The organism is Glutamicibacter nicotianae, from assembly GCF_016907615.1.
Lineage (GTDB): Bacteria > Actinomycetota > Actinomycetes > Actinomycetales > Micrococcaceae > Glutamicibacter > Glutamicibacter nicotianae.
Genome location: NZ_JAFBCH010000001.1, coordinates 1,862,230 through 1,885,298 on the forward strand (window position 1 = coordinate 1,862,230; position 23,069 = coordinate 1,885,298).

Sequence of the window (23,069 nt, forward strand, 5' to 3'; positions counted from 1 at the left end):
TGCAACTCTAGTGTCAAAAGCTCATCTTTGGTGTCGTGATTTCGAGCGCAAACGGGCTAAAATCGGATATTTGAAGTGACTTAGGCAACTGTGTATGGGGGCTATCTACAATATGGTCGTGTCACTATGGTGCGGGTCACGGGAATTCGGGTTATATTTGTTCGGCGTGTTATCGCTGCAGCGCTTGAACGGAAAGGCAAAACCGTGTTTCGTTGGTAGTAACGCTTTGCACCAGCAGGAGGAATGAAGTGAGCGACGCCGTATCGGCAAACTTGGAGCCCGCCAAAAAATTGGGCTTCGCCAATGAAGACCTTATTCAGGAACTGGGTTATGACGATGACGTGGATTACGATCTGCGCGATTCGATCGAGGACCTGATTGGTTCAGAGCTGCTCACCGAAGAGGACCATGACGTTGTCGACGCAGTCATTTTCTGGTGGCGCGACGGCGATGGAGACCTTGTTGACGCATTGATGGACGCGCTGAACTGCTTGGATGAGAAGGGCGTCGTTTGGCTGCTCACTCCGAAGCAGGGCCGCGAGGGACATGTATCGCCATCGCTGATCCAGCAGGAGGCCCCATCGGCCGGCCTGCACGTAACTACTAGTGAAGGTGTCTCGGAGGATTGGTCCGCAATCCGCCTCGCCCCGCGTAAGAAGAACTAATGATCCAAGCAGGTTCACGCCTGTTCGACTTCTCGCTGGAAAATCAGTACGGCGAAACGATAACCAGTACCGGGCTGTCCAAAGGCCGGGTGCTGGTTGTCTTTTATCCCTGGGCGTTTTCACGGGTATGCGGGTCGGAACTGGTGACACTCCAAGAGCACTACGAATTCTTCGAGCGGCATCAGGTGCGCATCGTTGCCATTTCAGTGGACCATAAGTTCACCCTGCGCAATTACGCGCAGTCCCTCGACCTTCAATTCGAGCTGCTGGCCGACTTCTGGCCACACGGGGCAGTGGCCCAACAGGCCGACGCCTTCGATCACGAACGCGGGGTCGCAACGAGGCTGTCGCTGTACCTGGTCGACGGTGAGGTGCGCGATATTTTCCGCAGCGAGATGACCCAGCCAAGAAGTGTCGAAGACTATAAGGCGGCGGTGGAGCGCAGCGCTTAGCCTGCCGATGGTAACTGTGTTCTGGTTCACTGGAAAAATCAGCTCCTCGATTTGCCTGTGTGCAGATACCTGTGTAGAGTTATTCCTCGTTGGCTTGCAAAAGCGAGCATGGTAAGGGCCTTTAGCTCAGCTGGTAGAGCGTCACGTTTACACCGTGAATGTCATCGGTTCGATCCCGGTAGGGCCCACCAAATAAGAATCCTCGATCCGTTCCGGATCGAGGATTTTTGTTGTCGGCAGATTATTTTGCCAGTCGGACGATGCTTGTGGTGCCCAAGATGCTGGCTTCGTAGGATATTTCATTCTCGGTGAAGGTGAACTCCTTGGTATCGTTGCCCGAGACCATCATGGCGTTTTCAGTGGCCTTCTTATCGCGCTTGGAGGTCCAGGTGTAGGGTTCGGCTGCATTCACGGGTGCCTCGAAGCTGCCAACCCAGTACAGAGATTTGGTATCACCATTATTCATCACCCAATTGATGGTGATGATGTCGTTGTCGATCACCGCTTCCTGGTATGAGTCATCGCTCATGGAGTTGCTTTGCGTCCAAGTCCCGGTCAGGTCGGCAGGTTCTGGTACCACATTTTCGGCGGACGGGGACTGAGGTGCCGCACCGGTTCCGATGGGCTTCGAAGCGCAGCCGGAAATGAGCAGGCTTAGGGCAAGGGTGGCAATTGCGAATTTCTTGTTCATGCATTCATCCTCTCCCGTGCCTGCGACAGAATGGGAAGAATGGTTCTAAAGGTTGCCTCGCGGGTGACACTCGGCACTCTTTTGGCAAAACGTCCATATCAAGTTGCCAAGTCAGTACGGGATGCATTAGATTATTACTTGTTGCAGCGGAGGGATGAAGGAAAGCAATTTCCGAGTTCACCCATTGCAGGAGGGCCTTTAGCTCAGCTGGTAGAGCGTCACGTTTACACCGTGAATGTCATCGGTTCGATCCCGGTAGGGCCCACCACAACGAAGACCGTTTCAATCACTTTTCACAGTGATTGAAACGGTCTCTTCTCGTTTTCTGGACGTGGCCGTCGAATCGCCGAAGTCCGCTGAAGGTGCGAAACTGGATTCATGACTGCACCAGAAGAAAACCTTTGGCTCGCCACCGTGCGCAAGAACCCGGACCACTCGCAGAACTTCGCCCAGCGCTGGCGCACACTCGCCGCCGAAGGCCAGGATATTTTCGGAGAAGCACGCGCCGTTGACGCAATGGTTGCCCGCGGCAGCAGGATCCTGGATGCCGGATGTGGAACCGGGCGCATCGGCGGCTGGCTTTCCGAGCAAGGACACCACGTCGTGGGCGTCGACCTCGACCCGCACCTCATCGAAGTTGCGCGAATGGAGTACCCCAATGCCCAATGGCAGGTCGGGAACCTCGCTGAATTCACAGTTGCTGATGAAGCGGGGGAGAAGCAGGAATTCGATCTGATTGTCTCCGCCGGCAATGTTGTCACTTTCCTATCCGAGTCCGAACGCCTTCCATCACTGCAGCAGCTGCGCGAGCACTTGGCGTCGGACGGACGCATGATCATCGGCTTCGGTTCCGGACGAGGGTACGAGTTCGTTGACTTCGAATCCGATGCCATAGAGGCGGGGTTGGTAATTCGGCAACGCTATTCGACATGGAACTTCCATTTGCCTGCCGACGATTTCCTAGTGGCCGTGCTCGGACGCAAATAGTTGCAAGCAGTTAGCCGCGCTGCAGGAAAAATTATTTGCGGTTCATTGCATGGTGCAAAGCCTCGTGAACTACCTCTGGCCTGTGCCTTCTGCTGTTGTATGGAATTTCCCGGGACTTAATTCTGTCCCGCGGTCAGAACGCGCCTCTTGCGGCTAGTGGGTGGCAGGGCTATCGTAGACTTTGCAAGGCAAAGTGGTTTTCATTACGTATCGCTTTGCGTCTCGGAAACGGCACACGCCGGAGGAGGCAGACCGTCATGGACAGCGGGAATAACAAGGAAATCGACCCGGCTCGCATTCTGCAGGGAATCGAGGAGGACGCACAGCAAGCCCGTGAGGGCATGAGCCCGAACCAGCATCTGCTGTTTTCAATCTGGGGTGGCGCATGGATCATTGCCTTCCTCGGCCTCTACTTCGCGTTGGCGCCGCAAGGTTCGCCACTGCTGCCTGCAGCGGTTGGTATCGGCATCGCGGCTGCCGCATTTCTCATCGCCATCGTGATATCAGCAGTGCATTCGGCCAAGCGCGGCTCGGGGACCAAGGGGCCATCGATGGTTCAAGGCGCTATTTATGGCAACACCTTCAGCCTCGGCATGATCATCACCGCCCTGCTGGGGTGGCGGCTGCATGCCGAAGGGCTGAGCTCCATGGGCATGGTCACTTTTGCTCTCAGCAGCTTGTGCCTGGTCATCGGCGTATTGGTGGTTGCCGGCTCGCTGCTCTTCAATGACCGGACCCAGCTGATTTTCGGAGCCTGGATCCTGGCCATTGCGCTGTTGTCGCTGGCTGCACCGGCGCCATTGAATCTCCTGGCTGGAGTGCTGGGCGGCTTGGGCTTCATTGTGCTGGGCCTGCTACACGTCAGCAAGCCGGAGCTGGTTTCAGGTTCGTTGATCCGAGGCGGGCATGCAGGAGCTTGACCCGGTCATCCACGCCCAAGCGCGGCTGAGGACCGTAACGGTTCTGGATACCTTGGGTGCAGGGGACAGCATCTCGTTTCCCAAGCTGCAGGGCCTGCTGTCGATGACATCAGGAAATCTGGCAACGCACCTACGCAAACTGGAAGAAGCCGGGTACGTGGCGGTGGACAAAGTCCTGGAAGGGCGGAATCCGGTGACCTACATCGCTCTGACGCGTGCTGGGCGAACTGCCTTTGAGGACTACAAGGAACAGCTTCGCTCCTTGCTGAACTCGGTGTGACCGTATACCTGAGCCGCGATTATCGGAATGCCTCGGGGATCGTGACCAAAGGCCGCAACCACGAGCTCCGTTGCCGGGCGGCATGGGAACCGCGCGTGAGCAATACCGCTGCGAGTGTCCGGATTGCCAGATCTGCCGACCCCTGCCAGGCCTGCCGGGGCGATACTAGTTGCAGAGCTGTTCGAGGACCCTTGCCACCGGAATCGAGCTGTCAGGTTCGGAGACCAGGCGCCGGGCAATTCGCTGGGCGCCGCTATCCAGATCCTCGTTGGCCAGGACCTCATCAATCGAGGCCGCTAGGCGCCGTGCGGTCAGTTGCTTGTAGGCAATGGGCTGAGCGGCAGTGTCGAGCTGGTGGATGCGCTGGGGCCAGAACTGCTGGTCGATGAAGATCGGTACTGGAACTGCTGGGACACCAGCCAGCAGCCCTGCAGCCGTGATGCCTGCCCCGGCATGGTGCACGACGGCCGCCATCTGCGGAAACAGCCAATGGTGCGGAACTGCGCCAATGCCCAGGACTGAGGGTCCGTCGATTTCCGGTTCCCCTTGCACGATGATGCGTCTTCCAGCGCGCTGGGCAACATCCATGATGAGGCCCGTTCCAGTGCCTGCGTGCTGCCGAAGCCAATGAAGACCGGAGGTGGGCCATCGTTGAGGAAGTCGAGCAGTCGCTGTGATGGGGTCCATGTCGGATCGGCCGGCGGTTGGCAGTACCCGCAATTGACGATCCCTTCATGCCAGTCAGCGGGACGCGGAACGACTAGTGAACTGAAGCTGTGGAGGATGGGGACCGGAAGCTGCGCGCTGACCCCAACGCCATGGGCGCGTACGCCGTGCTAGGTTCGTTGGGCTGCAGGTGCGCGCCGATCGCAGGGATCGCCATGGCCTCGGCTATGTCATAGGCGTAGAGTGCTACCGCATAGGCCATGATGATGTCGGCACCGTGTTCGGCCGCGGCGATCGTTCCGGCTGCTGCCAGTTCGAAATAATCTTTGAGCGCCCGCATGCATTAGCGCAGATCCTTGGTGCTGGCTTTGGCGCCCGGGGTGCCGGCTTGACCAATGCACTCATGTCCCCGGACGGCTCCCGGAAGCGGCAGCCTGCGGTAACGACCAGGTCCTTGTCAGCAGGGTTTGCCGCAATGGAGACATCGATGCCGTGGGCCGCCAGGCTCTGGCCATGGCCAGCCATCGGCGCGACGTCGCCGCGTGTTCCTGGTCCGATCATCAGCAAGCGTATGGATTCGCCTGTAGCACTAATAGCGAACGATGTTCGCAATTAACTACACACCGGAGATTGGCGCATCGTGCGCCATGCGGTAAAGAAGCAGCAATGCCAGGAATCCAGCCTCACACCGGACCCAAGCCCCGGCACTCCAAGACTAAGATCGCCCTGGCGGCGATTGCACTGGCCGATGCCGAGGCATGGCGTCGGTATCAATCAGGGCCGTAGCTGCCAAGGTCGGAGCTGCCCCTGCATCGCTCTACCGCTATCTGGACTCCCACGAGGAACTCAGCGGTCTCATGGTGGAGCAGATCAGCGCTGAATATGAACTCGAGTCTCCCACCGGTTCCGCAGCCCACCAGCTTCTGGGCCTGGCCACCCAGGGGTTGCGGATCATGCGCCGGCATCCGTGGACCCCTGGGCTAGCCATGGGCAAGCATGCCACGGGCCCGAGCACTTTGGCCTACCTGGAGCGCGGATTACCTGCCCTGGATGGCAGCGGGCTGGATGCGGGTGCCAAACTGCAGTGCCTGGCCATGCTCAATGCCATGGCTGTGGCATTTGCGCTGAATGAGCAGGAACAGCAGCAGCCCCAGGATTCAGCGGCACTGTTCACGCAATTGGAAACGGGCAGCTACCCGCACCTGTCAGCTGCGCTGGCCCCAGCGGCAACGCCCGTTAACCAGCGAGCAGCCTTCGAGGACGCAATCATGAACTATTTGCGTGGCGCCGTCATTATTCGCAACTAGCCAGAAAGCCATTCTGCGAAATTTTTCTAGGCGGAGAAGGGTCACTGTGGAACTATGAGTCCATAGCGTTATTGCCTAGAACCAGGAGCTGAGATGACTGCGCCCAGCGAAGCAAGCATGAAGGAAATCCACGAGCTCATCGCCGTGGACACCACGAGCCGCGACAGCAACCTCCCACTCATCGAGAATGTGGTGAAGAAGCTGGACGCCTACGGCATCAGCTCCCAGCTGATCCACAACGACGAAGGCACCAAAGCCAACCTGTTGGCCACCATCCCCGCGGCCGATGGGACGCGCACCGGCGGCATCGTGCTCTCCGGGCACACCGACGTGGTGCCGGTGGACGGCCAGGACTGGAGCAGCGATCCGTTCGATGCACAGGTGCGCGACGGCAAGCTCTATGGCCGCGGCACCTGCGACATGAAGGGCTACCTCGGGGTGATCCTCGCCAAGCTGGACCAGCTCACCAGTGCAAAACTTGCCGAGCCAATCCACCTAGCCCTGTCCTACGACGAAGAAGTCGGCTGCGTCGGCGCGGTGTCGCTAGTGCAGAAGATCGTTGACCAGAACCTGGCACCGCGCGGATGCTTCGTGGGGGAGCCGTCGAGCATGCGGGCCATCCGCGGGCACAAGTCGATGAATGTTTTCCGCGCCGAGTTCAACGGTGTCGCCGCCCACTCCTCGTTGCCATCCGAAGGCGTCAACGCCATTTCCTACGCGCTGCGCTTCGCGAATTTCGTCGAAGAAGTTTCAGCCGAGCTGCGCAGCAATGGTCCGCGCGATGAATCCTTCATCGAACCGACCACCACCATGAACGTGAACAAGTTCGAGGGCGGCATCGCGGTGAACACCATTCCCTCGCAGGCAGTGGTCCACTTCGAATACCGCTCGCTGGCGGTAGTGGACCGCGAGGCGCTCACCGGACGCTTCCGCGACGAAGCGGCCAAGCTGGAGGCCGAAATGCGCGAGCAGAACCCGGCCTGCTCAGTGAAGCTCGCCCAGCAGGCAGGAGCTCCGGGTCTGGATACCGCACCCGATGAAGAAATCGTGTCCTTCGCGGCCTCATGCGGCGCCATTGCCACCGATGAAAAGGTCACCTATGGCACCGAAGCCGGGCTGTTCGCGGCGGCAGGCATTCCCACCGTGGTGTGCGGTCCCGGCGATATCGCCCAGGCGCACGCTCCGGACGAGTACATCGAGCTGGAGCAGATCGTGGCCTGCGAGAACTTCATTGATTCGCTGATTGCAAAGGCCAGCTCATAAGCACCGGAGCCGTGGCTACGCCAGAACAGATCGCCAAGGCGCGCAAGGCCGTCATCTCCAGTTCCATCGGCGCGGCCCTTGAATGGTTCGACATCATTGTCTATGCCACCTTTGCAACCACGATCGCCAAGGTGTTCTATCCGGAATCCGATGGCACGTTCGCGCTGATTCTCACTTTCGCCACCTTCGCGATTTCCTACGTGATCAGGCCCTTGGGAGGCATGGTGCTGGGCAGCTATGCCGACCGCAAGGGGCGCAAGAGCGCACTGACCCTGACGCTGGGGTTGATGATGCTCGGAACGCTGATCATGGCCGTGGCGCCGCCCTATGAAGTGGCGGGCGTGGCGGGTGCCTTGATCATCCTGCTCTCGCGGTTGATCCAAGGATTCTCCGCCGGTGGCGAGTTCGGCACGGCCACCGCGTTCCTCATCGAAACCGCACCGCATAAGAAAGCGTTCTACTCTTCGTGGCAAGTCGCCAGCCAGGGTGCGTCCATGCTGCTGGCCTCGGCCTTCGGCTATTTCCTGACCACGGGCTTGAGCCAGGAAGCCCTGGAGAGCTGGGGCTGGCGCGTGCCGTTCTTCGTTGGCCTGCTGATCGGGCCGGTCGGCCTGTACATTCGCGCAAAGCTGGAGGAAACCGAGGAGTTCATTTCCACGGCCAAGGAGAAATCGCCGCTGGGCACGCTCTTTGTCCAGCACTACGGACGCGTGCTCGCCGCGGTGGCAACCATTGGCGTGGCCACGATTTCGGTGTACATGATCCTGTACATGCCGACCTTCGCCGTCACGAACCTGAAGATCCCCGCCGATGCAGCCTTCCTGGGTGGAATCTCGGCGGGCATCATCACGCTGTGCGGTGTTCCGCTGGTGGGCCATCTGGCCGACCGGATCGGCCCGGCAAGGGTGATGACCTATGCGGCAGTGGCAGCGTTCGTGCTGGCCTACCCGTTGTTCAAGCTGATGACTTCGAAGCCGAGCGTCATCGTGATGGTGATCGTGATTGCGGTGCTTGGCGTGATCATGTCCTTCTACTTCGGCCCGCTGCCGGCGTTGCTCTCAAACCTCTTCCCGGCTGCGATCCGCGGTTCGGGCCTGTCGGTGGCGTACAACGTGGGCGTAACCCTCTTGGGTGGCATTGCCCCGCTGGTGCTGACCTGGCTGCTTGACGTGACCGGGTCGCTGGATGCGCCCAGCCTGTACTACATGGCGATTGCCGTGATCTCGCTGCTCGGACTGGTTGTCGTGCGCAAGCGCTACGGCCAGCGCTAGCCAGCATAGTAGCGGATGCATAAAAGCGATCGCCGCAAGCTTCTTGAAGAAGCTTGCGGCGATCGCTTTTAACAACTGGCCGGCACGGTTACAGGGCTACGAGAAGCACTGCCGTCCAATGGCAGAGGAAGGCCATGACGGTGCAGGCATGGAAGAGCTCATGGAAACCGAAGACCTTGGGCAGGGGATTAGGCCGTTTGGTGGCGTAGAACACCGCACCAACCGTATATGCCACGCCTCCTGCAAGAATCAGGATCATCACCGCGGGGTTCGCTGCCCAGAACGCTGGCAGCTGCATCAACGCGCCCCAACCGAGCAGGATGTAGAGGCTGACCCCTACCCAGCGCGGTGCAGCTGGCCAGAAGGACTTGATGGCGATCCCGGCCAATGCTCCGGCCCAGATGATCGACAGGACGATGATCGCCTGCCGGCCCGGCAAGGTCAGCGCTGCGACCGGGGTATAGGTGCCGGCGATGAGCAGGAAAATGTTCGCATGGTCGGCTCGGCGGAAGAGGCCCATAACCTTGTCCGTCCAGTTCCCGCGGTGATATAGCGCAGAGGTGCCAAAGAGCAGGATCGAGCAGAGAGCAAAGACGGCGGTGGTCCATTCGGCCAAGCGCCCGTCGGCCAGCACGATCAGCACCAGGTTCATGATGATGATTCCTGGGGTGGACCAGGCGTGGATGAGTCCGCGCCAGCGCGTGCGTTCGGTGCCGATGTGCGCGAAAGTGCGGGCTGCCCGGACTGTGCTTGGAGCGGGGAGTGGTGCGGTAGCCATGGCCGTCCTTAATGTGGTGCTCGGGGATTAATCCCCCGTGTTCGAATTCTACGGCAGATTACTGGTGGGTAGCTGTGGCATTCGCCAGCACATGGCAAAAGAGAACCCGCCGATGGGCAGCGGGAGCTGCCCATCGGCGGGTTCAACTGTCTGGCTAGACGGGGCTAGCGATAGCGAAGCTGGATTAGCCGCGCTTTTTGGTGATGAATCCCCAGATAACCAGTACGATCAGTGCGCCGCCAATGGCAAGAAGCCAGCTTGAGATGGAGAAGAACTCATCCACGCCCTTGCCGAAGAGTGCGCTTCCGATCCATCCGCCTAGCAGAGCGCCTACGACGCCCAGAATGAGGGTAGCGATCCAGCCGCCACCTTGCTTGCCGGGCAGAATGGCCTTTGCGATCGCTCCGGCAATCAAGCCCAATACGATCCATCCAATGAATCCCATGATTCGCTCCAATGGTCAGACTGTGTAGTGGTCGGGTTCGATCCACCTAAAACGAGACAATACATGGGTTTGAGCAGGTGATCTACGAAAATCGCAGCGAAATTCAGGGTTTTCATAGACTTGGTTCAAGCATCGATTGAAGGATTGGCATGATTTCCTGGAAATATACTGGCTGACCAGTGAGTTTGCGTGGATCAAGCAAATTCTCCGCGACATTTGTTGACAGTAGCCCAGCTCACTCTTAGTCTAGTTAAATCATATTTTATGGAACTAGAATATCCATAAGTCATATATTAGTTTGCACGCAACGGAGTGAATGCATGAATCAGCAAGTCCCGCCCATTGTGGTGATGGGTGTTTCGGGCAGCGGCAAAACCACCATCGGCCAACTGCTCGCCGACCGGCTGGAGCATGAATTCATCGATGGCGACAGCCTGCATCCCAAGGCCAACAAGGAAAAAATGGCTGCCGGCCAGGCGCTGGATGACGCTGATCGCGAGCCATGGCTGGAACTGATTGGAACGAAGCTGGCCGAAAGCAATCAGCGCCAGGCGCCGCCGGTGATCGCCTGCTCCGCGCTCAAGCGAAGCTACCGGGATCTCATCAGGCGCCTGGCACCGGCGACGGTTTTCATCCACCTTGCCGGTGGCCCGAACTTGATTCGGGATCGGATTACTGCGCGTTCGCACGAGTACATGCCGGCCAGCCTGCTCAACAGCCAGCTGGCCACACTCGAAGTACCGGACCCGGACGAACCGGTGCTCAGTGCCGATATTGCCGACAGCCCTGAGGAGATCGTCAGCCAATTGGCCGCAAAGCTCACTTCGCCGAACGCTCCTCGTGCGGCGCACTGACATCAATCCGCAAACCCCCAAGGCAAAGGCCTCCCATTGATCAAGGAAGACAATGACAAGCGAACTTGAACTGAACTGGACGCTGGGCACGCCCGGCCTGCTGCTACTGGCGGTCGCCGCGGTAGCGCTGCTGTTGCTGCTGATCATCCGCTTCCGCGTCCATGCGTTCCTCGCACTGGTACTCACCAGCTTGCTGACCGCCGTAGCGTCGGGCATCCCCGCTGAATCGGTCATTACGACACTGACCGGCGGCTTCGGATCCACTTTGGCCAGTGTGGCACTGCTGGTCGGCCTGGGTGCAATGCTCGGACGCATGCTGGAAACCAGCGGCGGTGCTGATGTGATGACCAGCTGGCTGATCTCCAAGTTCGGCGAGAAGCGCGCGCCACTGGCCTTGTCGGTGGCCTCGCTGCTCTTCGGCTTCCCGATCTTCTTCGATGCTGGACTGGTAGTCATGCTGCCGATCATCTTCACTGTGGCCCGCCGCCTGGGCGGTTCGCTGCTGCTCTACGCAATCCCCTCGGCCACCGCTTTCTCGGTGATGCACGTATTCGTGCCGCCCCACCCTGGACCGGTGGCCGCGTCCGGCCTTCTGGAAGCCAACGTCGGGCTCGTGCTGGTGCTCGGCCTGATCGTCGCGATCCCGACCTGGTTCGTTGCCGGGCATCTGTTCGGAAAGTTCGTCGGCAAGAAGTTCGATATCCCGGTCCCGAATATCCTAGATGCGGCTCTGGGCAACGGGGCATCGAAGGACGAGTTCAAGTCCTTGCCGTCGGTGGGCACGGTATTCAGCCTGCTGCTGCTCCCGCTGCTGCTGATCTTCATGAATACGGGCTTGAACATGCTCGGCTCCGCAGGCGTCGTGGATGCGGAATCCGCCTGGGTGCGCTGGCTGCGCCTGCTCGGCGAGACCCCGGTGGCCCTGCTTATTACGGTGCTGTTGGGCATCTTCCTGCTGGGATTCCTCAAGGGCAAGGACAAGACACTGACCGAAACCGTCGTGGACTCGGCCTTGGGCCCGGTCTGCTCGATCATTTTGATCACCGGCGCCGGCGGCATGTTCGGCGGCGTGCTGCGGGCGAGCGGTATCGGCAACGCTATCGCCAGCTCGCTTGAATCGGTGGGCATGCCGTTGATCGTCGCCGGCTTCCTGATCGCCGCCATCGTCCGCCTGGCCCAGGGTTCGGCCACGGTGGCGCTGACTACGGCGGCCGCCATCGTCCAGCCCGCGGTGCTGGCCGATTCCTCGCTGAGCGCCTTCCAGGTTGCCGCCATGGTGCTGGCACTGGCTGCGGGCTCGGTCTTCGCCGGACACGTCAATGATTCGGGCTTCTGGCTGATCTCGCGCTTCCTGGATCTCGATGTGCCCACGACCTTGAAGGTGTGGACTGTTGGCCAGGCGCTGGTTTCGGTGGTCGGCTTCGCCTGTGTCATGGTGTTCTACGGCCTGGCGACCGCGCTGGCCTAAAGCGAGCTCGGGCTAAGCAAAGAATCCGCCGGGGCAGCGACGCAGATCGCTGCCCCGGCGGATTCTTAATGCGATGCGGGATAGCCTGGCTACTGGGAGCTCTTGGCCGGATCCACGAACAAGCGCGGTGCTCCGTCCCAGAGGCTGCAGATCTCGTTGTGCGTCCGGCGCATGATGCTTTCCATATTCTTCCGCGCACTGGCGGCATCCGAATTGGAGATCGCATCCGCGACCGACTGGTGCCAGAGCAGGGCTTCTTCGTGGGGACGTTCGGGCATCAGGCCCAATTCGGTGCGGCCACGCAGGATCGCTCCGATCGGGGTGGCGAGATTCGCGAACATCTCGTTGCCCGAGGCGGCCAGCACCACCGCATGGAATCGGATATCCAGCTCCAGGAATCGCCGCAAATCACCTTGGCGTCCGTAATGGTTCATCTGCGCGGAGAGCATCATCAGCTCCTTGCGCATCGTTTCGGGGGCGAACTCGGCCGCCAGTTCCGCGGCCATCGGCTCGACGGAAATGCGCAGTTCGGTCAGTGAGCGCAGCTGCGCGCCCTTCTGGTCGCTGGCCAGCCGCCAGCGGATGACATGATCGTCGTAGGGGTTCCAGCTCTCGGCGCCGAGCACTCGAATACCTACCCGCTTGGTGCTGTTGACTAGGCCGCATTGAGCCAGGACCCGGATGGCTTCACGGATCACCGAGCGCGAGACCTGCAGCTTCTGTTCCAGGTCGGCGGCGAGGATAATGGAGCCGCGGGGAATTTGCCCGCTGATAATGCGGGAGCCGAGGTGCTCAACCACATGAGCGTGCAGACTTGTTGCCATGGGGTTCAGTTTAGCCAATGGCCTGCGTCAAATCAGGCCAAGGCAAGTCGATCCCCGAAATAAATATGCTTTAACTTTTGCGAACCGCTGTAAATCACGGCCCTCGCCCTTGTAGGATGGAAGGGTCACGTGGCCGTGAACAGGGATCGTGACTCATCCGGTCTCTGCTTGGCGGTCCAACTCCCCGTAATCGATGGAGACTTATTTTTATGCCTGCACAGATTGGTGTCACAGGTCTGGCCGTCATGGGCGCAAACCTGGCCCGCAACTTCGCCCGCAACGGATATACCGTCGCCCTGCACAACCGCTCGGTCGGCAAGACCGACGCGCTGCTCGAAGCGCATGGCGATGAAGGCGATTTCATTCGCACCGAAAGCTTGGAAGAACTGGTTGCAAACCTCGAAACGCCGCGCCGCGTGCTGATTATGGTCAAGGCCGGCTCTCCGGTGGACTCGGTCATCGACCAGCTGGTGCCGCTGCTTGAAGAGGGCGACGTGGTCATCGACGCGGGCAACTCGCACTACACCGACACCCGCCGCCGCGAAGCCTCCCTGGCCGAAAAGGGCCTGCACTTCGTGGGCATCGGCGTCTCCGGCGGCGAAGAAGGCGCGCTGCTGGGCCCATCGATCATGCCAGGTGGATCCGCCGAATCATACAAGTCGCTGGGCCCGATGCTGGAGAAGATCTCCGCGAAGGCCGACGACGGCGCACCGTGCTGCGCCTGGATCTCCACCGACGGTGCAGGCCACTTCGTGAAGATGGTCCACAACGGCATCGAATACGCCGACATGCAGGTCATCGGCGAAGCCTACGACCTGATGCGCAACGCCGCAGGCATCGAGCCGGCCAAGCAGGCAGAGATCTTCAACGAGTGGAACCAGGGCGAGCTGTCCAGCTTCCTGATCGAGATCACCGCCGAAGTGCTGGGCCACGTCGATGCATCCACCGGCAAGCCGCTGGTCGATGTCATCCAGGACTCCGCAGGGCAGAAGGGCACCGGCCGCTGGACCGTGCAGTCCGGCCTGGACATGGGCTCGCCGGTATCGGCCATTGCCGAATCGGTCTTCGCCCGCTCGCTGTCCTCGCAGCGCGATATCCGCGCCGTGGGCCAGCAGGTGCTGACCGGCGAAACCGCCGAGGTCGCACTGCCGGAGAACTTCGTCGAGGATGTGCGCCAGGCGCTGTTCGCCTCGAAGCTGGTTTCCTACGCCCAGGGCATCGACATGCTCACCTCGGCTGCCGGCGAATACAACTGGGAGCTGAAGCTCGACGAGATCGCCGGCTTGTGGCGCGAGGGCTGCATCATCCGTGCGGCCCTGCTCAAGGACATCACCGCCGCCTACTCGGCCGGCGAGAAGCCTTCGAACCTGCTGTTCGCCCCGGCCTTCGCCGAGGCCATCAACAAGGCAGTTCCAGCATGGCGACGCGTGGTTTCCGTTGCTGTCCAGCTGGGCATCCCTGCACCGGTGTTCTCCTCGTCGCTGGCCTACTACGATGGCCTGCGCCGCGACCGCCTGCCAGCAGCCCTGACCCAGGGCCTGCGCGACTACTTCGGTGCGCACACCTACCGCCGCACCGACAAGGAAGGCACCTTCCACACGCAGTGGAGCGGTGACCGTACCGAAATCGCAGCCGAGGACACCCACTAATACCGGGATTTCCTCCAATGGCCTGCCCGAACTCGCTGGAGTTCGGGCAGGCCATTTTTTGCGCTCGAATGATCATGGATCAGCCGAATGTATTCCGCGCAGACGCTGATCGCGACGTAGTGCGGGCACTTGTCCGTCGCGTACCGGTTCGGCTTCAGGGCAGCGACAGCTGTCTGGCATGGAAAGTGAAGTGCAAGCTGGGGTAGGCATAGACGTCGGCCAAGCTCATGCGCTCATGGAAAAACGGATCCCACCGGCGCGGGAAGTCGACGCAGCGTTGCAGGTCCGCGATGTCTTCTGTTGCCAGCGTGGCCAGGATCGTTGCTTGGGTCCGCTCCAGCCGTGTGCGCATCCGGCGATGGTTGTAGACCGTAGCCGCCACGCAGGATCCGAGGTAATTCACCGGGTGGAACAGCCGCGTGCCGGAATTGAGCACCGCGCAGAAGGCCGAACGGATCCACGGCGGGCATTTGATCAGCAGATGCACCAGCGGGATGAGCGCGCGGACCACCATATAGCCGAAGACCATATGGAAGAGCAGCTGCTCGTTGCTCCAGCGGGTGCTTTCGCTGTGCTTGGCCAACGAGCTGCGATCGGCGCCAGACAAGAAGCCAGCCAAGGCAGCGGCATCACGCCGGTAGCTGGCGGCAATTTGTTCTCGAACCTGGTCCATCGGTCATCGCTCCGCGCAAGGAAGTCCCGAGCCCGTTGCCGGGATTCCATGGTAAACCCGTCTTCGCGCAGCGGCACCGTCTAGGAAGATGTGCTGCTAGTCCTCCAGCAGGTTCTCCGCGCACTGCAGCAAGCGGACTGCTTCGCCGGGGGAGATGCGCACCAGGGCGAAGGCCGCCACCACGAGCCCGGTAATGGTATCGCTGAGCAGGGCATGGCGTTCGGGTGAGAGCTCTGGGCAAACTGCCTTCAATCCGCGGCCCACGGCGCCATCGAGTTCTTCGCGGTAGGCGGAAATGACGGCAGCGATGTCGTTTTCGGCGGCAATCGGTGCGCTGGCGGTATTGATCAGCAGGCAGCCATGGGCCGCTGGCAGGGATTCGGGTTTCGCGAAGACGGCGGCAAGTCCGCGCAGGTAGTCTTCCAGCGCGTGGGCCGGTACGGGATCCTGGAGCAGTGGACGCAATCGCGGGCGGACGATCTCGTTGAGATAGCTGTCCACCGCTGCGTCGAAGAGGCCGCGCTTGGAGCCGAACGAGTTGTAGATGCTGGAGCGGCTCAGGCCGGTAGCGCTTTCAAGCTCTGGAATGGACGTGGCCTCGAAGCCCCGTGACCAGAAGACCGATCGGGCACTCTGGACGACTTTTTCCTTATCGAATGCAGATGTTCGCGCCATCACACCCATCCCCTCTTTTCGTAACGACCATTCCAGTATATATTGAAATGGTCGTTACAGAATAGTTGTTCCCCGCACATTAAGGACGCATCATGATCATCGCCGCGCAGATCTTCGCAACAGCATCCGCCCTGCTGCACATTTACATCTTCTCGATGGAGTCCCTGACATGGACCACCGCCAAGACCCGGTCGGTGTTCAAGACCAGCGAGGCTGAAGCGGAAGCGACGCGGGAGATGGCCTTCAACCAGGGGTTCTACAACCTCTTCCTGGCCATAGCGTCGATTGCAGGCGTGATCGCCTTGGGCCTGGGACACATGGCAGTGGGCGCTACCTTGGTCTTCGCCGGAACCGGCTCGATGCTGGCCGCCGCGCTGGTGCTGGCACTGGGCAGCCCTGGCAAAGCGAAGCTCGCCATCAAGCAGGGGGTATTGCCATTTCTGGCCATCGTCCTGCTGATCCTTGGGCTCGTGCTGGGCAACTAGTACGACACGAAGAATTCCACACGCTACCGAGACTTGAAAGAACTGGTAACCATGACCAAAGCAACCAGCACGCAGATCCTGCTCGCCTCCCGCCCCTCCGGCTGGCCGACCCACGAGAACTTCACCGTGCAGACCGTTGAGCTGCCGGAACTGAAAACCGGGGAAATCCGGGTGCGCAACGAGTTCATTTCGGTGGACCCTTACATGCGCGGACGCATGAACGACACCCGCTCCTACATTCCTCCGTTTCAGATCGGCGAGCAGATCCTCGGCGGAGCGATTGGCCGCGTGGTCGAGACCGCTGACGCGGCATTCCCGGCAGGCACCTTGGTCCAGCATCAGCTGGGCTGGTCGGACACCGTGCAAGCCGATTCGTCCAGCTTCAAGCCGGTGCCTGATCTGCCTGGGGTATCGTCATCTCTTCGTCTGCACATCCTGGGCATGACCGGGTTGACCGCCTACGTGGGCCTGAGCGCTATCGCAAATCTTGCAGAAGGGGAGACCGTCTTCGTCTCCGGTGCCGCAGGGGCAGTGGGCACTGCTGCCGGGCAGATCGCCAAGCTCATGGGAGCCAAGCGCGTCATCGGTTCGGCCGGCAGCGCCGAGAAGATTGAACTGCTGACCAGCAAGTACGGCTACGACGCAGCCTTCAACTACAAGGATGGCGACGTGCGCGGCCAGCTGGCCGCCGCAGCACCGGAAGGCATCGACGTCTTTTTCGACAACGTCGGCGGGGATCACCTCGAAGCCGCGCTGGCAGCTTTCAACGATGGCGGACGCGCAGCCCTGTGCGGCGCCATCGCCAGCTACAACACCACCGAGCCGGCTCCGGGTCCGCAGAACATGTCCAACCTGATCACCCGCGGGCTGAAGCTGCAGGGGTTCACCCTCTCTAGCTACCTTGATCTCGCCCCGGAATTCGGCGAGCGCATGGGCCAGTGGTTCTCCGAAGGCAAGATCGCCTACGACGAGACAATTGTTGACGGCATCGAGAATACCGTGGACGCCTTCCTGGGCATGATGCGCGGAGCGAACACCGGCAAGATGCTCGTGCGCATCTAGCCTCGGCCACGTGACGATTGCTCCGGTCCGAAGCCCAATCTAGGATCGGAGCATGAACGGATATGGTGGCGGCTGGGGCACTGGGCTGGGAATCGTGCTCGCGCTCGTCCCGCTGCTAACAGTAATCATCGCGGGCGCAGGCGTAGTCCTGGCCATGCGAACGCTGCGGCTGCGCTCGAAAGTGGATACCGCCGGTCAATGGTGGCTACGCGTCCAATACGCCATTGACCGGTGTTTGTCCCAGGACATCGTCGAGCAGAATGTCGGCACGTCGATGCTCGAGCATCTTCAGGGCGCAGGCCAGCCGCCCGAAGGCCTGGACGACGCGCAGCGCAGATCCTGGATGCGCGAGCATCAAGATAGCTGGGCGGTGCAGCCCGAGGACTTGGCGTTGATTCGCGATGTGGTCAAGGAGCTGGCACTGGACAAGTTCCATGCGCGAGACTCCATGGGAATTCGGAAGGACACTGATTCGCATGCCGAATACGACACGCTGCGTCGCCAAGCGCAGTTGGTCTCGAAGATCGATGCGAAACTGGGCACCCCAACGGACCCGGACATCCTGGAGATTCTTGCCGGCGGCTAGCTACCGCAGCATCCTCGCGTCGGTGATTTCCGGGGCGGCCGGGTCAACCTCGGTGGCTCCGTCGAAGTCGAAGCCGTTGCGTTCATAGAACCTGATGGCCCGCGGATTCTGGGCAGCCACCCAGAGCACGGCCGGCTCGTCGCCCAGCACTGCATCCAGCAGCGCTTGCCCAGTGCCATCCCCATGGAAGGCCTGCAGCACATACAGGTTGTACAGCTGCCGAGCCACGTCTTCGCGCAGGCCCTCGGTATTTCCCGTGGGCGGAGCCGAAAGTGCGAAGCCGACAAGCTTCCTGTCCTCGTTCTCCGCGACGCAGATCCGGAACAGCGGATTCGGGTCATCCAGCACCCTGGTCCACATGCCCAGGCGTTGCTCATCATGCGCGGAGTCGAAGAACCCGTCAGGCAGCAGATGCGTGTAGGTTTCCTTCCAGCACTCGACATGCAGCCGGGCCAACTCCGGCGCGTCAGCCGGCAGAGGTTTCCTGAGTTTCTGCGCCACGCCTATCCCCTGACGTAGGCGGCGAGGTGTTCGCCGGTCAGCGTGCCCGAGGCGGCAAGATCTGCAGGGGTCCCTTCGAAGACGATGCTTCCGCCTTCGTGGCCTGCTCCGGGGCCCAGGTCGATGACCCAGTCGCTGTGCGCGACGACTGCCAGGTGATGCTCGATGGCAATGACGGTATTGCCTTCGTCGACCATCTCGTCGAGCAGCCGCAGCAGGTTCTGCACATCGGCAATATGCAACCCGGTGGTTGGCTCATCAAGGACGTAGGTGCCGGCGCCTTGCCCGAGGTTGATGGCCAGCTTGATGCGCTGCCGTTCGCCGCCGGAGAGCGTATTCAGCCGCTGGCCCAGTTTCAGGTAGCCCAAGCCCACCTGGTTCAGCCGTTCCAGCATGGCCTTGGCCTTGGGCACCTTCAGCTGCTCCAAGGCTTCTTCCATGCTCAAGTCCAGGACTTCGGCGATGTTCAAGCCGTCCAGGGTGTATTCCAGCACTTCAGCTGTATACCGCTTGCCTCCGCACTGCTCGCACGGCAGGGCGACCCCGGCCATGGAGGCCAAATCCGTGTAGGTGTAGCCGACACCGTTGCAGGCAGGACAGGCGCCGGCCGAATTGGCGCTGAACAAGGCCGGCTTCACGCCGTTGGCCTTCGCAAAGGCGGCACGGATCGGATCCATGATCCCGGTGTAGGTGGCGGGGTTCGAACGCCGCGATCCGCGGATCGCCGTTTGGTCCACCACGGCAACATCCTCGCGCTTGGCGATCGTCGAGTGGATCAGCGTGGACTTGCCCGAACCCGCGACGCCGGTGATCGCGCACATCACGCCGGTGGGAATATCCACGGAAAGATTCTTCAGGTTATGCAGGGAGGCGCCACGCACTTCCATCGCGCCAGTGGCCTTTCGCGGGGTCGTATTGAGGGCGGCACGCGTCGTGAAATGCTTCCCGGTGAGAGTATCGCTGGCGAGCAGGCCATCCACGGCTCCGCTGTAGCAAATGGTGCCGCCGTGGGTGCCGGCGCCCGGACCCAGGTCGATGACGTGGTCGGCAATGCCGATGACCTCTGGCTTGTGCTCCACCACCAGCACGGTATTGCCCTTGTCGCGCAGGCCGGCCAGCAACCTGTTCATCCGCTGGATGTCATGGGGATGCAACCCCACGGTGGGCTCGTCGAAGACATAGGTGACATCGCTGAGCGCCGATCCAAGATGCCGAATCATCTTCACGCGCTGGGCTTCGCCGCCGGAGAGCGTGCCAGCCGGGCGGTCAAGCGAAAGGTATCCCAGGCCCAGATCCACCATGGATTCGAGCACGGCCTTCAAATTGGTGATCAGCGGTGACGCATCCTGAATCTGGATCTGATCCAGTGCGTCGAGCAGCTCGGACACCTGCATTGCCGTCATGTCCGCGATTCCCAGGGAATTGATCTTTGACTCGCGGGCCGCCGGTCCCAGCCTGGAACCGTCGCAGGCGGAGCAAGGGGCGGTCGTGGAGATCCGCTCGATCCACTCGCGGATATGGGCTTGCTTGATTTCCCTGCCCGAATGGATGTAATTGGACTTGATGCGGGTGATCAAGCCGGAGTAGCTCATGTTCGCGCCGTTGAGCTTGACCTTGCCCGCTTCCTCATAGAGCATGCGGTCCAGCATGGCCTTGGGCATGTCCCTGAGCTTCACGTCCAGGTCCGGCTGCGTGCCGGCGGTCAGCGTCTGCCACAGCCACGCGCCCGGGGCGAAGTTGGGCGCCTTGATGGCTCCCTCGTTCAGGGTCTTGTCCCAATCCAGCAGTTCATCAAGGTCGATGCTCGCCTCGGTGCCGAAACCCTCGCATACCGGGCACGCCCCCTGGCCGAGATTAAACGAATACGCGCCCGCGCCGCCGGCGCTCGGGGTGGAGTACCGCGAATACAGCACGCGCAGAAGCGAATAGGCATCGGTTGCCGTGCCCACGGTAGAACGCGAATTCGCGCCCATGCGTTCCTGGTCGACCACTATGGCCGTAGACAGATTCTCCAGCACCTCCACGTCAGGCCGGGGCATCGACGGCATGAAGCTCTGGATGAAGGTCGTGTACGTTTCATTGATCAGCCGCTGGGACTCGGCGGCAATTGTGCCGAACACCAGCGAGGACTTGCCTGAACCCGATACGCCGGTAAAGGCGGTGATGCGGCGTTTGGGAATATCGACGTCGACGCCCCGCAGGTTGTTTTCCCGTGCTTGGCGTACTCGGATCGTGTCATGGCTATCGGCAGGGTGCTGGCTCATGTCCCAAGCCTACTGACAAATGAGCACATCAGCACCTCGCCCGGGCCTGCCTGCTTGCAATTGCTGCCCCTTCCGGTGGAGGATCGAATTATCAGGGAATCAGCGATTCCTCGTCGAGAGCGGAGAATGCCATGCCGGATGCACCTCGGAAACTACTCAAGCTCAGCTCGGCCGCAGCACTGGCCGGCTGCCTCGCGCTCGCCGGTTGCGGCAGCACCTCCGGCGGCGCACCTAGCGAATCGCCCACGGATCCTGGAGTCAGCCCGACGCAAACCTCCTCCGCAACCGCATCCCCGAGCGAATCCTCGTCCGAGCCGACAGAGCCGGCAGCTTCAAGCACGCCGGCCGATGAGGAATCGGAGCAAACGGAAACGATCGGGGGACAGGAGCTGGGCAAGCTGCCGTCAAACGCCACCGAGTATGCCGACGCGCTGGTCGTTGCCTGGGGCAATGGGAACGAAGCCCAAATGAAGCAGTTGGCCACCGCCCAAGTGGTCGCATCCCTGACAGGGCATTCGGCGGCAGGTGGACCAAATTGGTCGCAAACCAGCAGCGACGCCGGAGCAGGGTCGGTGTTCGTGAGCTATGAAAATGCCGATGACGGGACTGTGCTGAACCTGCGGGTGCGAAACCAGGTTGTCGGCCAGGGCCATGAACAAGGCGTGGTTGAAGCAAGCTTCGAGTAGTCCACGGCGTCACACTAGCGCCATACCGCTTAATTGTGGCCAGACGCCCTCATCCGCTGAATCGCTGAATATTCATCTAGGGAACGGTCGATACCCCAGCAATCGAATCCAATGGGAGTCCTTGCGATTTCTGGCGGGAATTATTCGGCAGAAGCGCGAATTTCCGTAACACTTAAGCTAATCACAGGATTTCGGTGTAATAGAAATTACGCCTATCATGATTGAGGCGTGCGCCACGACACACCTGTGGCCGTCGCGCAGGGTGCTCCGATCCCTAACCGTATTTAAGGACTTTCATGAAGCTGCTGAAATCTATCCCACTGCTTGGCTGGGTGCTCGTTGCCATCGTGCTGGGCATCCTGCTTGGCCCGGTCATGCCGGTCTGGCTGGGAAGCGTATTCCTGACCTACAACTCGATCTTCTCCGGATTCCTTGGCTTCATCGTACCTTTGATCATCTTCGGCTTGGTCGCACCGGCAATCGCTGAGCTTGGCAAGGGCGCCGGCAAGTGGTTGGGCATCACCGCAGTCATTGCGTACGCCTCGACCTTGGCCGCAGGCCTGCTTGCCTACTTCGTCAGCCGCTGGCTGTTCACCAAGTCGCTGTCCGGCGGCGGCGTCGAAGAAGTTGGTGCAGGCGAAGGATCTGGTTTCGAGCCGTACTTGTCCCTGGTCGGCGAGGCGGGAGATTCCGCAACTGAAATCGTGCTGACTCCGTTGATGGGTGTGATGACCGCACTGGTGCTGGCATTCATGCTGGGCCTGGGGCTCACTGCCTTCCGTTCCACCGTGCTCTTCCGTGGTGCGGTGGAATTCCGCAGCATCATCGAAATGGTCATCCGCCGCGTGATCGTTCCGGCGCTGCCGCTGTTCATCTTCGGCATCTTCCTGGACCTGTCCGCCGCCGGTGACGCCGTCGTCGTGGTCCAGAAGTTCCTCTTCGTTGCAGTGATTTCCTTCGTGCTCACCCTGGTGGTCCTGCTGGCGCAGTACACGATCGCTGGCGCGATGAACAAGCGCAACCCGCTGGCCGCCCTGTGGGGCATGCGCAATGCCTACTTCACCGCATTGGGCACCTCGTCTTCGGCCGCAACCATTCCGGTGACCCTGGAATCGGCCAAGAAGAATGGCGTGGCCGACGCCGTGGCAGGCTTCGTGATCCCGCTGTGCGCCACGATCCACCTGTCCGGCTCGATGGTCAAGATCACCTGCTTCTCCATCGCAGTGCTCCTGCTGACCGGCGGCGACGTATCCTTCGGCGTATACTTGCCATTCATCCTGATGCTGGGCGTCATGATGATCGCCGCCCCGGGCGTGCCCGGCGGCGCTATTGCGGCCGCTGCTGGCCTGCTCTCCCAGATGCTCGGCTTCGGCGAGGTCGAGGTCGGCCTGATGTTCGCGGCCTACATTGCACTGGATAGCTTCGGCACCGCAACCAACGTGACCGGTGACGGAGCGTTGGCCATGATCATGCACAAGCTGACTCGAGGCAAGCTCGGCACCCAGCCGCAGGATCCCGAGGACGAAATCGTTGAACTGGCAGATGGCACCGAATCGGGGGAGCACAAGCTGGCCTAACCCGCTTGCCACGCAAGCATAAGCATCGATGCCCGGTACC

Annotated in this window: 26 protein-coding genes and 2 tRNA genes; 18 read left to right on the top strand and 10 right to left on the bottom strand. The window is 60.9% G+C overall.

The genetic code is table 11. The annotated features are described in order from the left end of the window. Positions 1-248 precede the first annotated feature (248 nt). The 3 genes from JOE62_RS08890 to JOE62_RS08900 all read left to right on the top strand — a co-directional run bounded on the left by JOE62_RS08890 (position 249) and on the right by JOE62_RS08900 (position 1,308). The gene (locus JOE62_RS08890; protein ID WP_204721967.1) at positions 249-665 is read left to right on the top strand and encodes a DUF3052 family protein; all 417 of its coding nucleotides are present in this window, start codon (positions 249-251) and stop codon (positions 663-665) included. After that, entirely contained in the window at positions 665-1,117 is a 453-nt protein-coding gene (locus tag JOE62_RS08895; RefSeq protein ID WP_204721969.1) for a redoxin domain-containing protein, read from the top strand. Before JOE62_RS08890 ends, JOE62_RS08895 begins: the two co-directional genes overlap by 1 nt. Before the next feature lie 115 nt (positions 1,118-1,232). Next, positions 1,233-1,308, top strand: a tRNA-Val gene (locus JOE62_RS08900). A 50-nt stretch (positions 1,309-1,358) separates the two neighbouring features. Here JOE62_RS08900 and JOE62_RS08905 read toward each other — a convergent pair. Continuing rightward, complete coding sequence (locus JOE62_RS08905) at positions 1,359-1,808, bottom strand: YajG family lipoprotein (protein WP_204721971.1); 450 nt, start codon at positions 1,806-1,808, stop codon at positions 1,359-1,361. 192 nt (positions 1,809-2,000) lie between these two features. On the opposite strand from JOE62_RS08905, the gene JOE62_RS08910 reads away from it, so the two are divergent. From JOE62_RS08910 to JOE62_RS08925, 4 genes are all read left to right on the top strand, one after another. After that, a tRNA-Val gene (locus JOE62_RS08910) sits at positions 2,001-2,076 on the top strand. A gap of 110 nt (positions 2,077-2,186) precedes the next feature. Next, positions 2,187-2,795 (top strand): class I SAM-dependent methyltransferase, encoded by a 609-nt coding sequence (locus tag JOE62_RS08915; RefSeq protein WP_204721973.1) that lies wholly within the window; start codon positions 2,187-2,189, stop codon positions 2,793-2,795. A 257-nt stretch (positions 2,796-3,052) separates the two neighbouring features. Beyond that, positions 3,053-3,715 carry a hypothetical protein gene (locus JOE62_RS08920; RefSeq protein WP_204721975.1) on the top strand — a complete coding sequence of 221 codons (663 nt, stop codon included), beginning with the start codon at positions 3,053-3,055 and terminating at the stop codon, positions 3,713-3,715. Next, positions 3,702-3,995, top strand: a complete 294-nt coding sequence (locus JOE62_RS08925) for a transcriptional regulator (RefSeq protein WP_204721977.1) — start codon at positions 3,702-3,704, stop codon at positions 3,993-3,995. The genes JOE62_RS08920 and JOE62_RS08925 overlap by 14 nt, the downstream gene beginning before the upstream one ends. 165 nt (positions 3,996-4,160) lie before the next feature. On the opposite strand, the gene JOE62_RS16270 is transcribed toward JOE62_RS08925, so the two are convergent. Together JOE62_RS16270 and JOE62_RS16275 are read right to left on the bottom strand one after the other, a co-directional pair. Then, entirely contained in the window at positions 4,161-4,583 is a 423-nt protein-coding gene (locus JOE62_RS16270) for a glycosyltransferase (RefSeq protein WP_239543290.1), read from the bottom strand. A 172-nt stretch (positions 4,584-4,755) separates the two neighbouring features. Next, complete coding sequence (locus JOE62_RS16275) at positions 4,756-5,001, bottom strand: hypothetical protein (protein WP_239543292.1); 246 nt, start codon at positions 4,999-5,001, stop codon at positions 4,756-4,758. 418 nt (positions 5,002-5,419) lie between these two features. Here JOE62_RS16275 and JOE62_RS08935 point away from each other — a divergent pair, with 418 nt between their 5' ends. From JOE62_RS08935 to JOE62_RS08945, 3 genes are all read left to right on the top strand, one after another. After that, positions 5,420-5,968, top strand: a complete 549-nt coding sequence (locus JOE62_RS08935; protein WP_204723261.1) for a TetR/AcrR family transcriptional regulator C-terminal domain-containing protein — start codon at positions 5,420-5,422, stop codon at positions 5,966-5,968. Positions 5,969-6,061: 93 nt separating this feature from the next. Next, entirely contained in the window at positions 6,062-7,231 is a 1,170-nt protein-coding gene (gene argE, locus JOE62_RS08940; protein ID WP_239543294.1) for an acetylornithine deacetylase, read from the top strand. A gap of 11 nt (positions 7,232-7,242) precedes the next feature. After that, the gene (locus tag JOE62_RS08945) at positions 7,243-8,502 is read left to right on the top strand and encodes an MFS transporter (protein ID WP_338085772.1); all 1,260 of its coding nucleotides are present in this window, start codon (positions 7,243-7,245) and stop codon (positions 8,500-8,502) included. An 88-nt stretch (positions 8,503-8,590) separates the two neighbouring features. On the opposite strand, the gene trhA is transcribed toward JOE62_RS08945, so the two are convergent. Both trhA and JOE62_RS08955 read right to left on the bottom strand, forming a co-directional pair. Further along, on the bottom strand, positions 8,591-9,280 hold the full coding sequence (gene trhA / locus JOE62_RS08950) for a PAQR family membrane homeostasis protein TrhA (protein WP_174520593.1): 690 nt from the start codon (positions 9,278-9,280) through the stop codon (positions 8,591-8,593). 184 nt (positions 9,281-9,464) lie between these two features. After that, positions 9,465-9,725: a GlsB/YeaQ/YmgE family stress response membrane protein gene (locus JOE62_RS08955; protein WP_204721979.1), complete on the bottom strand. Its 261-nt coding sequence runs from the start codon at positions 9,723-9,725 to the stop codon at positions 9,465-9,467. 320 nt (positions 9,726-10,045) lie between these two features. On the opposite strand from JOE62_RS08955, the gene JOE62_RS08960 reads away from it, so the two are divergent. Both JOE62_RS08960 and JOE62_RS08965 read left to right on the top strand, forming a co-directional pair. Continuing rightward, on the top strand, positions 10,046-10,579 hold the full coding sequence (locus JOE62_RS08960) for a gluconokinase (RefSeq protein ID WP_204721981.1): 534 nt from the start codon (positions 10,046-10,048) through the stop codon (positions 10,577-10,579). 52 nt (positions 10,580-10,631) lie between these two features. Then, positions 10,632-12,047, top strand: a complete 1,416-nt coding sequence (locus JOE62_RS08965) for a GntP family permease (RefSeq protein WP_204721983.1) — start codon at positions 10,632-10,634, stop codon at positions 12,045-12,047. A gap of 89 nt (positions 12,048-12,136) precedes the next feature. Here JOE62_RS08965 and JOE62_RS08970 read toward each other — a convergent pair whose 3' ends face one another. Then, on the bottom strand, positions 12,137-12,871 hold the full coding sequence (locus JOE62_RS08970; protein WP_204721985.1) for a FadR/GntR family transcriptional regulator: 735 nt from the start codon (positions 12,869-12,871) through the stop codon (positions 12,137-12,139). Between the two features lie 209 nt (positions 12,872-13,080). Between JOE62_RS08970 and gndA the strand changes: the two genes are divergently transcribed. Then, positions 13,081-14,520 carry an NADP-dependent phosphogluconate dehydrogenase gene (gene gndA, locus JOE62_RS08975; RefSeq protein ID WP_038990948.1) on the top strand — a complete coding sequence of 480 codons (1,440 nt, stop codon included), beginning with the start codon at positions 13,081-13,083 and terminating at the stop codon, positions 14,518-14,520. A gap of 154 nt (positions 14,521-14,674) precedes the next feature. Here gndA and JOE62_RS08980 read toward each other — a convergent pair whose 3' ends face one another. Together JOE62_RS08980 and JOE62_RS08985 are read right to left on the bottom strand one after the other, a co-directional pair. After that, positions 14,675-15,193 carry a DinB family protein gene (locus tag JOE62_RS08980; protein ID WP_204721987.1) on the bottom strand — a complete coding sequence of 173 codons (519 nt, stop codon included), beginning with the start codon at positions 15,191-15,193 and terminating at the stop codon, positions 14,675-14,677. A 96-nt stretch (positions 15,194-15,289) separates the two neighbouring features. Further along, the gene (locus JOE62_RS08985; RefSeq protein ID WP_204721989.1) at positions 15,290-15,868 is read right to left on the bottom strand and encodes a TetR/AcrR family transcriptional regulator; all 579 of its coding nucleotides are present in this window, start codon (positions 15,866-15,868) and stop codon (positions 15,290-15,292) included. Between the two features lie 92 nt (positions 15,869-15,960). On the opposite strand from JOE62_RS08985, the gene JOE62_RS08990 reads away from it, so the two are divergent. From JOE62_RS08990 to JOE62_RS09000, 3 genes are read left to right on the top strand one after another with little or no spacing between them, the layout of a single operon-like run. After that, positions 15,961-16,353 carry a DUF1304 domain-containing protein gene (locus JOE62_RS08990; protein WP_204721991.1) on the top strand — a complete coding sequence of 131 codons (393 nt, stop codon included), beginning with the start codon at positions 15,961-15,963 and terminating at the stop codon, positions 16,351-16,353. A 51-nt stretch (positions 16,354-16,404) separates the two neighbouring features. Then, entirely contained in the window at positions 16,405-17,415 is a 1,011-nt protein-coding gene (locus tag JOE62_RS08995) for an NADP-dependent oxidoreductase (protein ID WP_204721993.1), read from the top strand. A 52-nt stretch (positions 17,416-17,467) separates the two neighbouring features. Continuing rightward, complete coding sequence (locus JOE62_RS09000; RefSeq protein ID WP_204721995.1) at positions 17,468-18,001, top strand: hypothetical protein; 534 nt, start codon at positions 17,468-17,470, stop codon at positions 17,999-18,001. On the opposite strand, the gene JOE62_RS09005 is transcribed toward JOE62_RS09000, so the two are convergent. Both JOE62_RS09005 and JOE62_RS09010 read right to left on the bottom strand, forming a co-directional pair. Next, positions 18,002-18,502, bottom strand: coding sequence for a GNAT family N-acetyltransferase (locus JOE62_RS09005; protein ID WP_204721997.1), 501 nt, complete (start codon positions 18,500-18,502; stop codon positions 18,002-18,004). 2 nt (positions 18,503-18,504) lie between these two features. Continuing rightward, a complete protein-coding gene (locus JOE62_RS09010; RefSeq protein ID WP_204721999.1) occupies positions 18,505-20,766 on the bottom strand; it encodes an ATP-binding cassette domain-containing protein in 2,262 nt (753 codons plus the stop codon). A gap of 131 nt (positions 20,767-20,897) precedes the next feature. On the opposite strand from JOE62_RS09010, the gene JOE62_RS09015 reads away from it, so the two are divergent. Then, complete coding sequence (locus JOE62_RS09015) at positions 20,898-21,452, top strand: hypothetical protein (RefSeq protein WP_204722001.1); 555 nt, start codon at positions 20,898-20,900, stop codon at positions 21,450-21,452. A 296-nt stretch (positions 21,453-21,748) separates the two neighbouring features. Further along, positions 21,749-23,029 (top strand): dicarboxylate/amino acid:cation symporter, encoded by a 1,281-nt coding sequence (locus tag JOE62_RS09020; protein WP_204722003.1) that lies wholly within the window; start codon positions 21,749-21,751, stop codon positions 23,027-23,029. Positions 23,030-23,069: the final 40 nt, after the last annotated feature.

What these genes read in the sequence shown, in the direction of transcription:
- JOE62_RS08895 (WP_204721969.1), top strand. Translation starts at nt 665, where the DNA reads ATGATCCAAGCAGGTTCACGCCTGTTCGACTTCTCGCTGGAAAATCAG.
- JOE62_RS08905 (WP_204721971.1), bottom strand. Translation starts at nt 1,808, where the DNA reads ATGAACAAGAAATTCGCAATTGCCACCCTTGCCCTAAGCCTGCTCATT.
- JOE62_RS08915 (WP_204721973.1), top strand. Translation starts at nt 2,187, where the DNA reads ATGACTGCACCAGAAGAAAACCTTTGGCTCGCCACCGTGCGCAAGAAC.
- JOE62_RS08920 (WP_204721975.1), top strand. Translation starts at nt 3,053, where the DNA reads ATGGACAGCGGGAATAACAAGGAAATCGACCCGGCTCGCATTCTGCAG.
- JOE62_RS08925 (WP_204721977.1), top strand. Translation starts at nt 3,702, where the DNA reads ATGCAGGAGCTTGACCCGGTCATCCACGCCCAAGCGCGGCTGAGGACC.
- JOE62_RS16270 (WP_239543290.1), bottom strand. Translation starts at nt 4,583, where the DNA reads ATGGATGTTGCCCAGCGCGCTGGAAGACGCATCATCGTGCAAGGGGAA.
- JOE62_RS16275 (WP_239543292.1), bottom strand. Translation starts at nt 5,001, where the DNA reads ATGCGGGCGCTCAAAGATTATTTCGAACTGGCAGCAGCCGGAACGATC.
- JOE62_RS08935 (WP_204723261.1), top strand. Translation starts at nt 5,420, where the DNA reads ATGGCGTCGGTATCAATCAGGGCCGTAGCTGCCAAGGTCGGAGCTGCC.
- argE (WP_239543294.1), top strand. Translation starts at nt 6,062, where the DNA reads ATGACTGCGCCCAGCGAAGCAAGCATGAAGGAAATCCACGAGCTCATC.
- trhA (WP_174520593.1), bottom strand. Translation starts at nt 9,280, where the DNA reads ATGGCTACCGCACCACTCCCCGCTCCAAGCACAGTCCGGGCAGCCCGC.
- JOE62_RS08955 (WP_204721979.1), bottom strand. Translation starts at nt 9,725, where the DNA reads ATGGGATTCATTGGATGGATCGTATTGGGCTTGATTGCCGGAGCGATC.
- JOE62_RS08960 (WP_204721981.1), top strand. Translation starts at nt 10,046, where the DNA reads ATGAATCAGCAAGTCCCGCCCATTGTGGTGATGGGTGTTTCGGGCAGC.
- JOE62_RS08965 (WP_204721983.1), top strand. Translation starts at nt 10,632, where the DNA reads ATGACAAGCGAACTTGAACTGAACTGGACGCTGGGCACGCCCGGCCTG.
- JOE62_RS08970 (WP_204721985.1), bottom strand. Translation starts at nt 12,871, where the DNA reads ATGGCAACAAGTCTGCACGCTCATGTGGTTGAGCACCTCGGCTCCCGC.
- gndA (WP_038990948.1), top strand. Translation starts at nt 13,081, where the DNA reads ATGCCTGCACAGATTGGTGTCACAGGTCTGGCCGTCATGGGCGCAAAC.
- JOE62_RS08980 (WP_204721987.1), bottom strand. Translation starts at nt 15,193, where the DNA reads ATGGACCAGGTTCGAGAACAAATTGCCGCCAGCTACCGGCGTGATGCC.
- JOE62_RS08985 (WP_204721989.1), bottom strand. Translation starts at nt 15,868, where the DNA reads ATGGCGCGAACATCTGCATTCGATAAGGAAAAAGTCGTCCAGAGTGCC.
- JOE62_RS08990 (WP_204721991.1), top strand. Translation starts at nt 15,961, where the DNA reads ATGATCATCGCCGCGCAGATCTTCGCAACAGCATCCGCCCTGCTGCAC.
- JOE62_RS08995 (WP_204721993.1), top strand. Translation starts at nt 16,405, where the DNA reads ATGACCAAAGCAACCAGCACGCAGATCCTGCTCGCCTCCCGCCCCTCC.
- JOE62_RS09000 (WP_204721995.1), top strand. Translation starts at nt 17,468, where the DNA reads ATGAACGGATATGGTGGCGGCTGGGGCACTGGGCTGGGAATCGTGCTC.
- JOE62_RS09010 (WP_204721999.1), bottom strand. Translation starts at nt 20,766, where the DNA reads ATGAGCCAGCACCCTGCCGATAGCCATGACACGATCCGAGTACGCCAA.
- JOE62_RS09015 (WP_204722001.1), top strand. Translation starts at nt 20,898, where the DNA reads ATGCCGGATGCACCTCGGAAACTACTCAAGCTCAGCTCGGCCGCAGCA.
- JOE62_RS09020 (WP_204722003.1), top strand. Translation starts at nt 21,749, where the DNA reads ATGAAGCTGCTGAAATCTATCCCACTGCTTGGCTGGGTGCTCGTTGCC.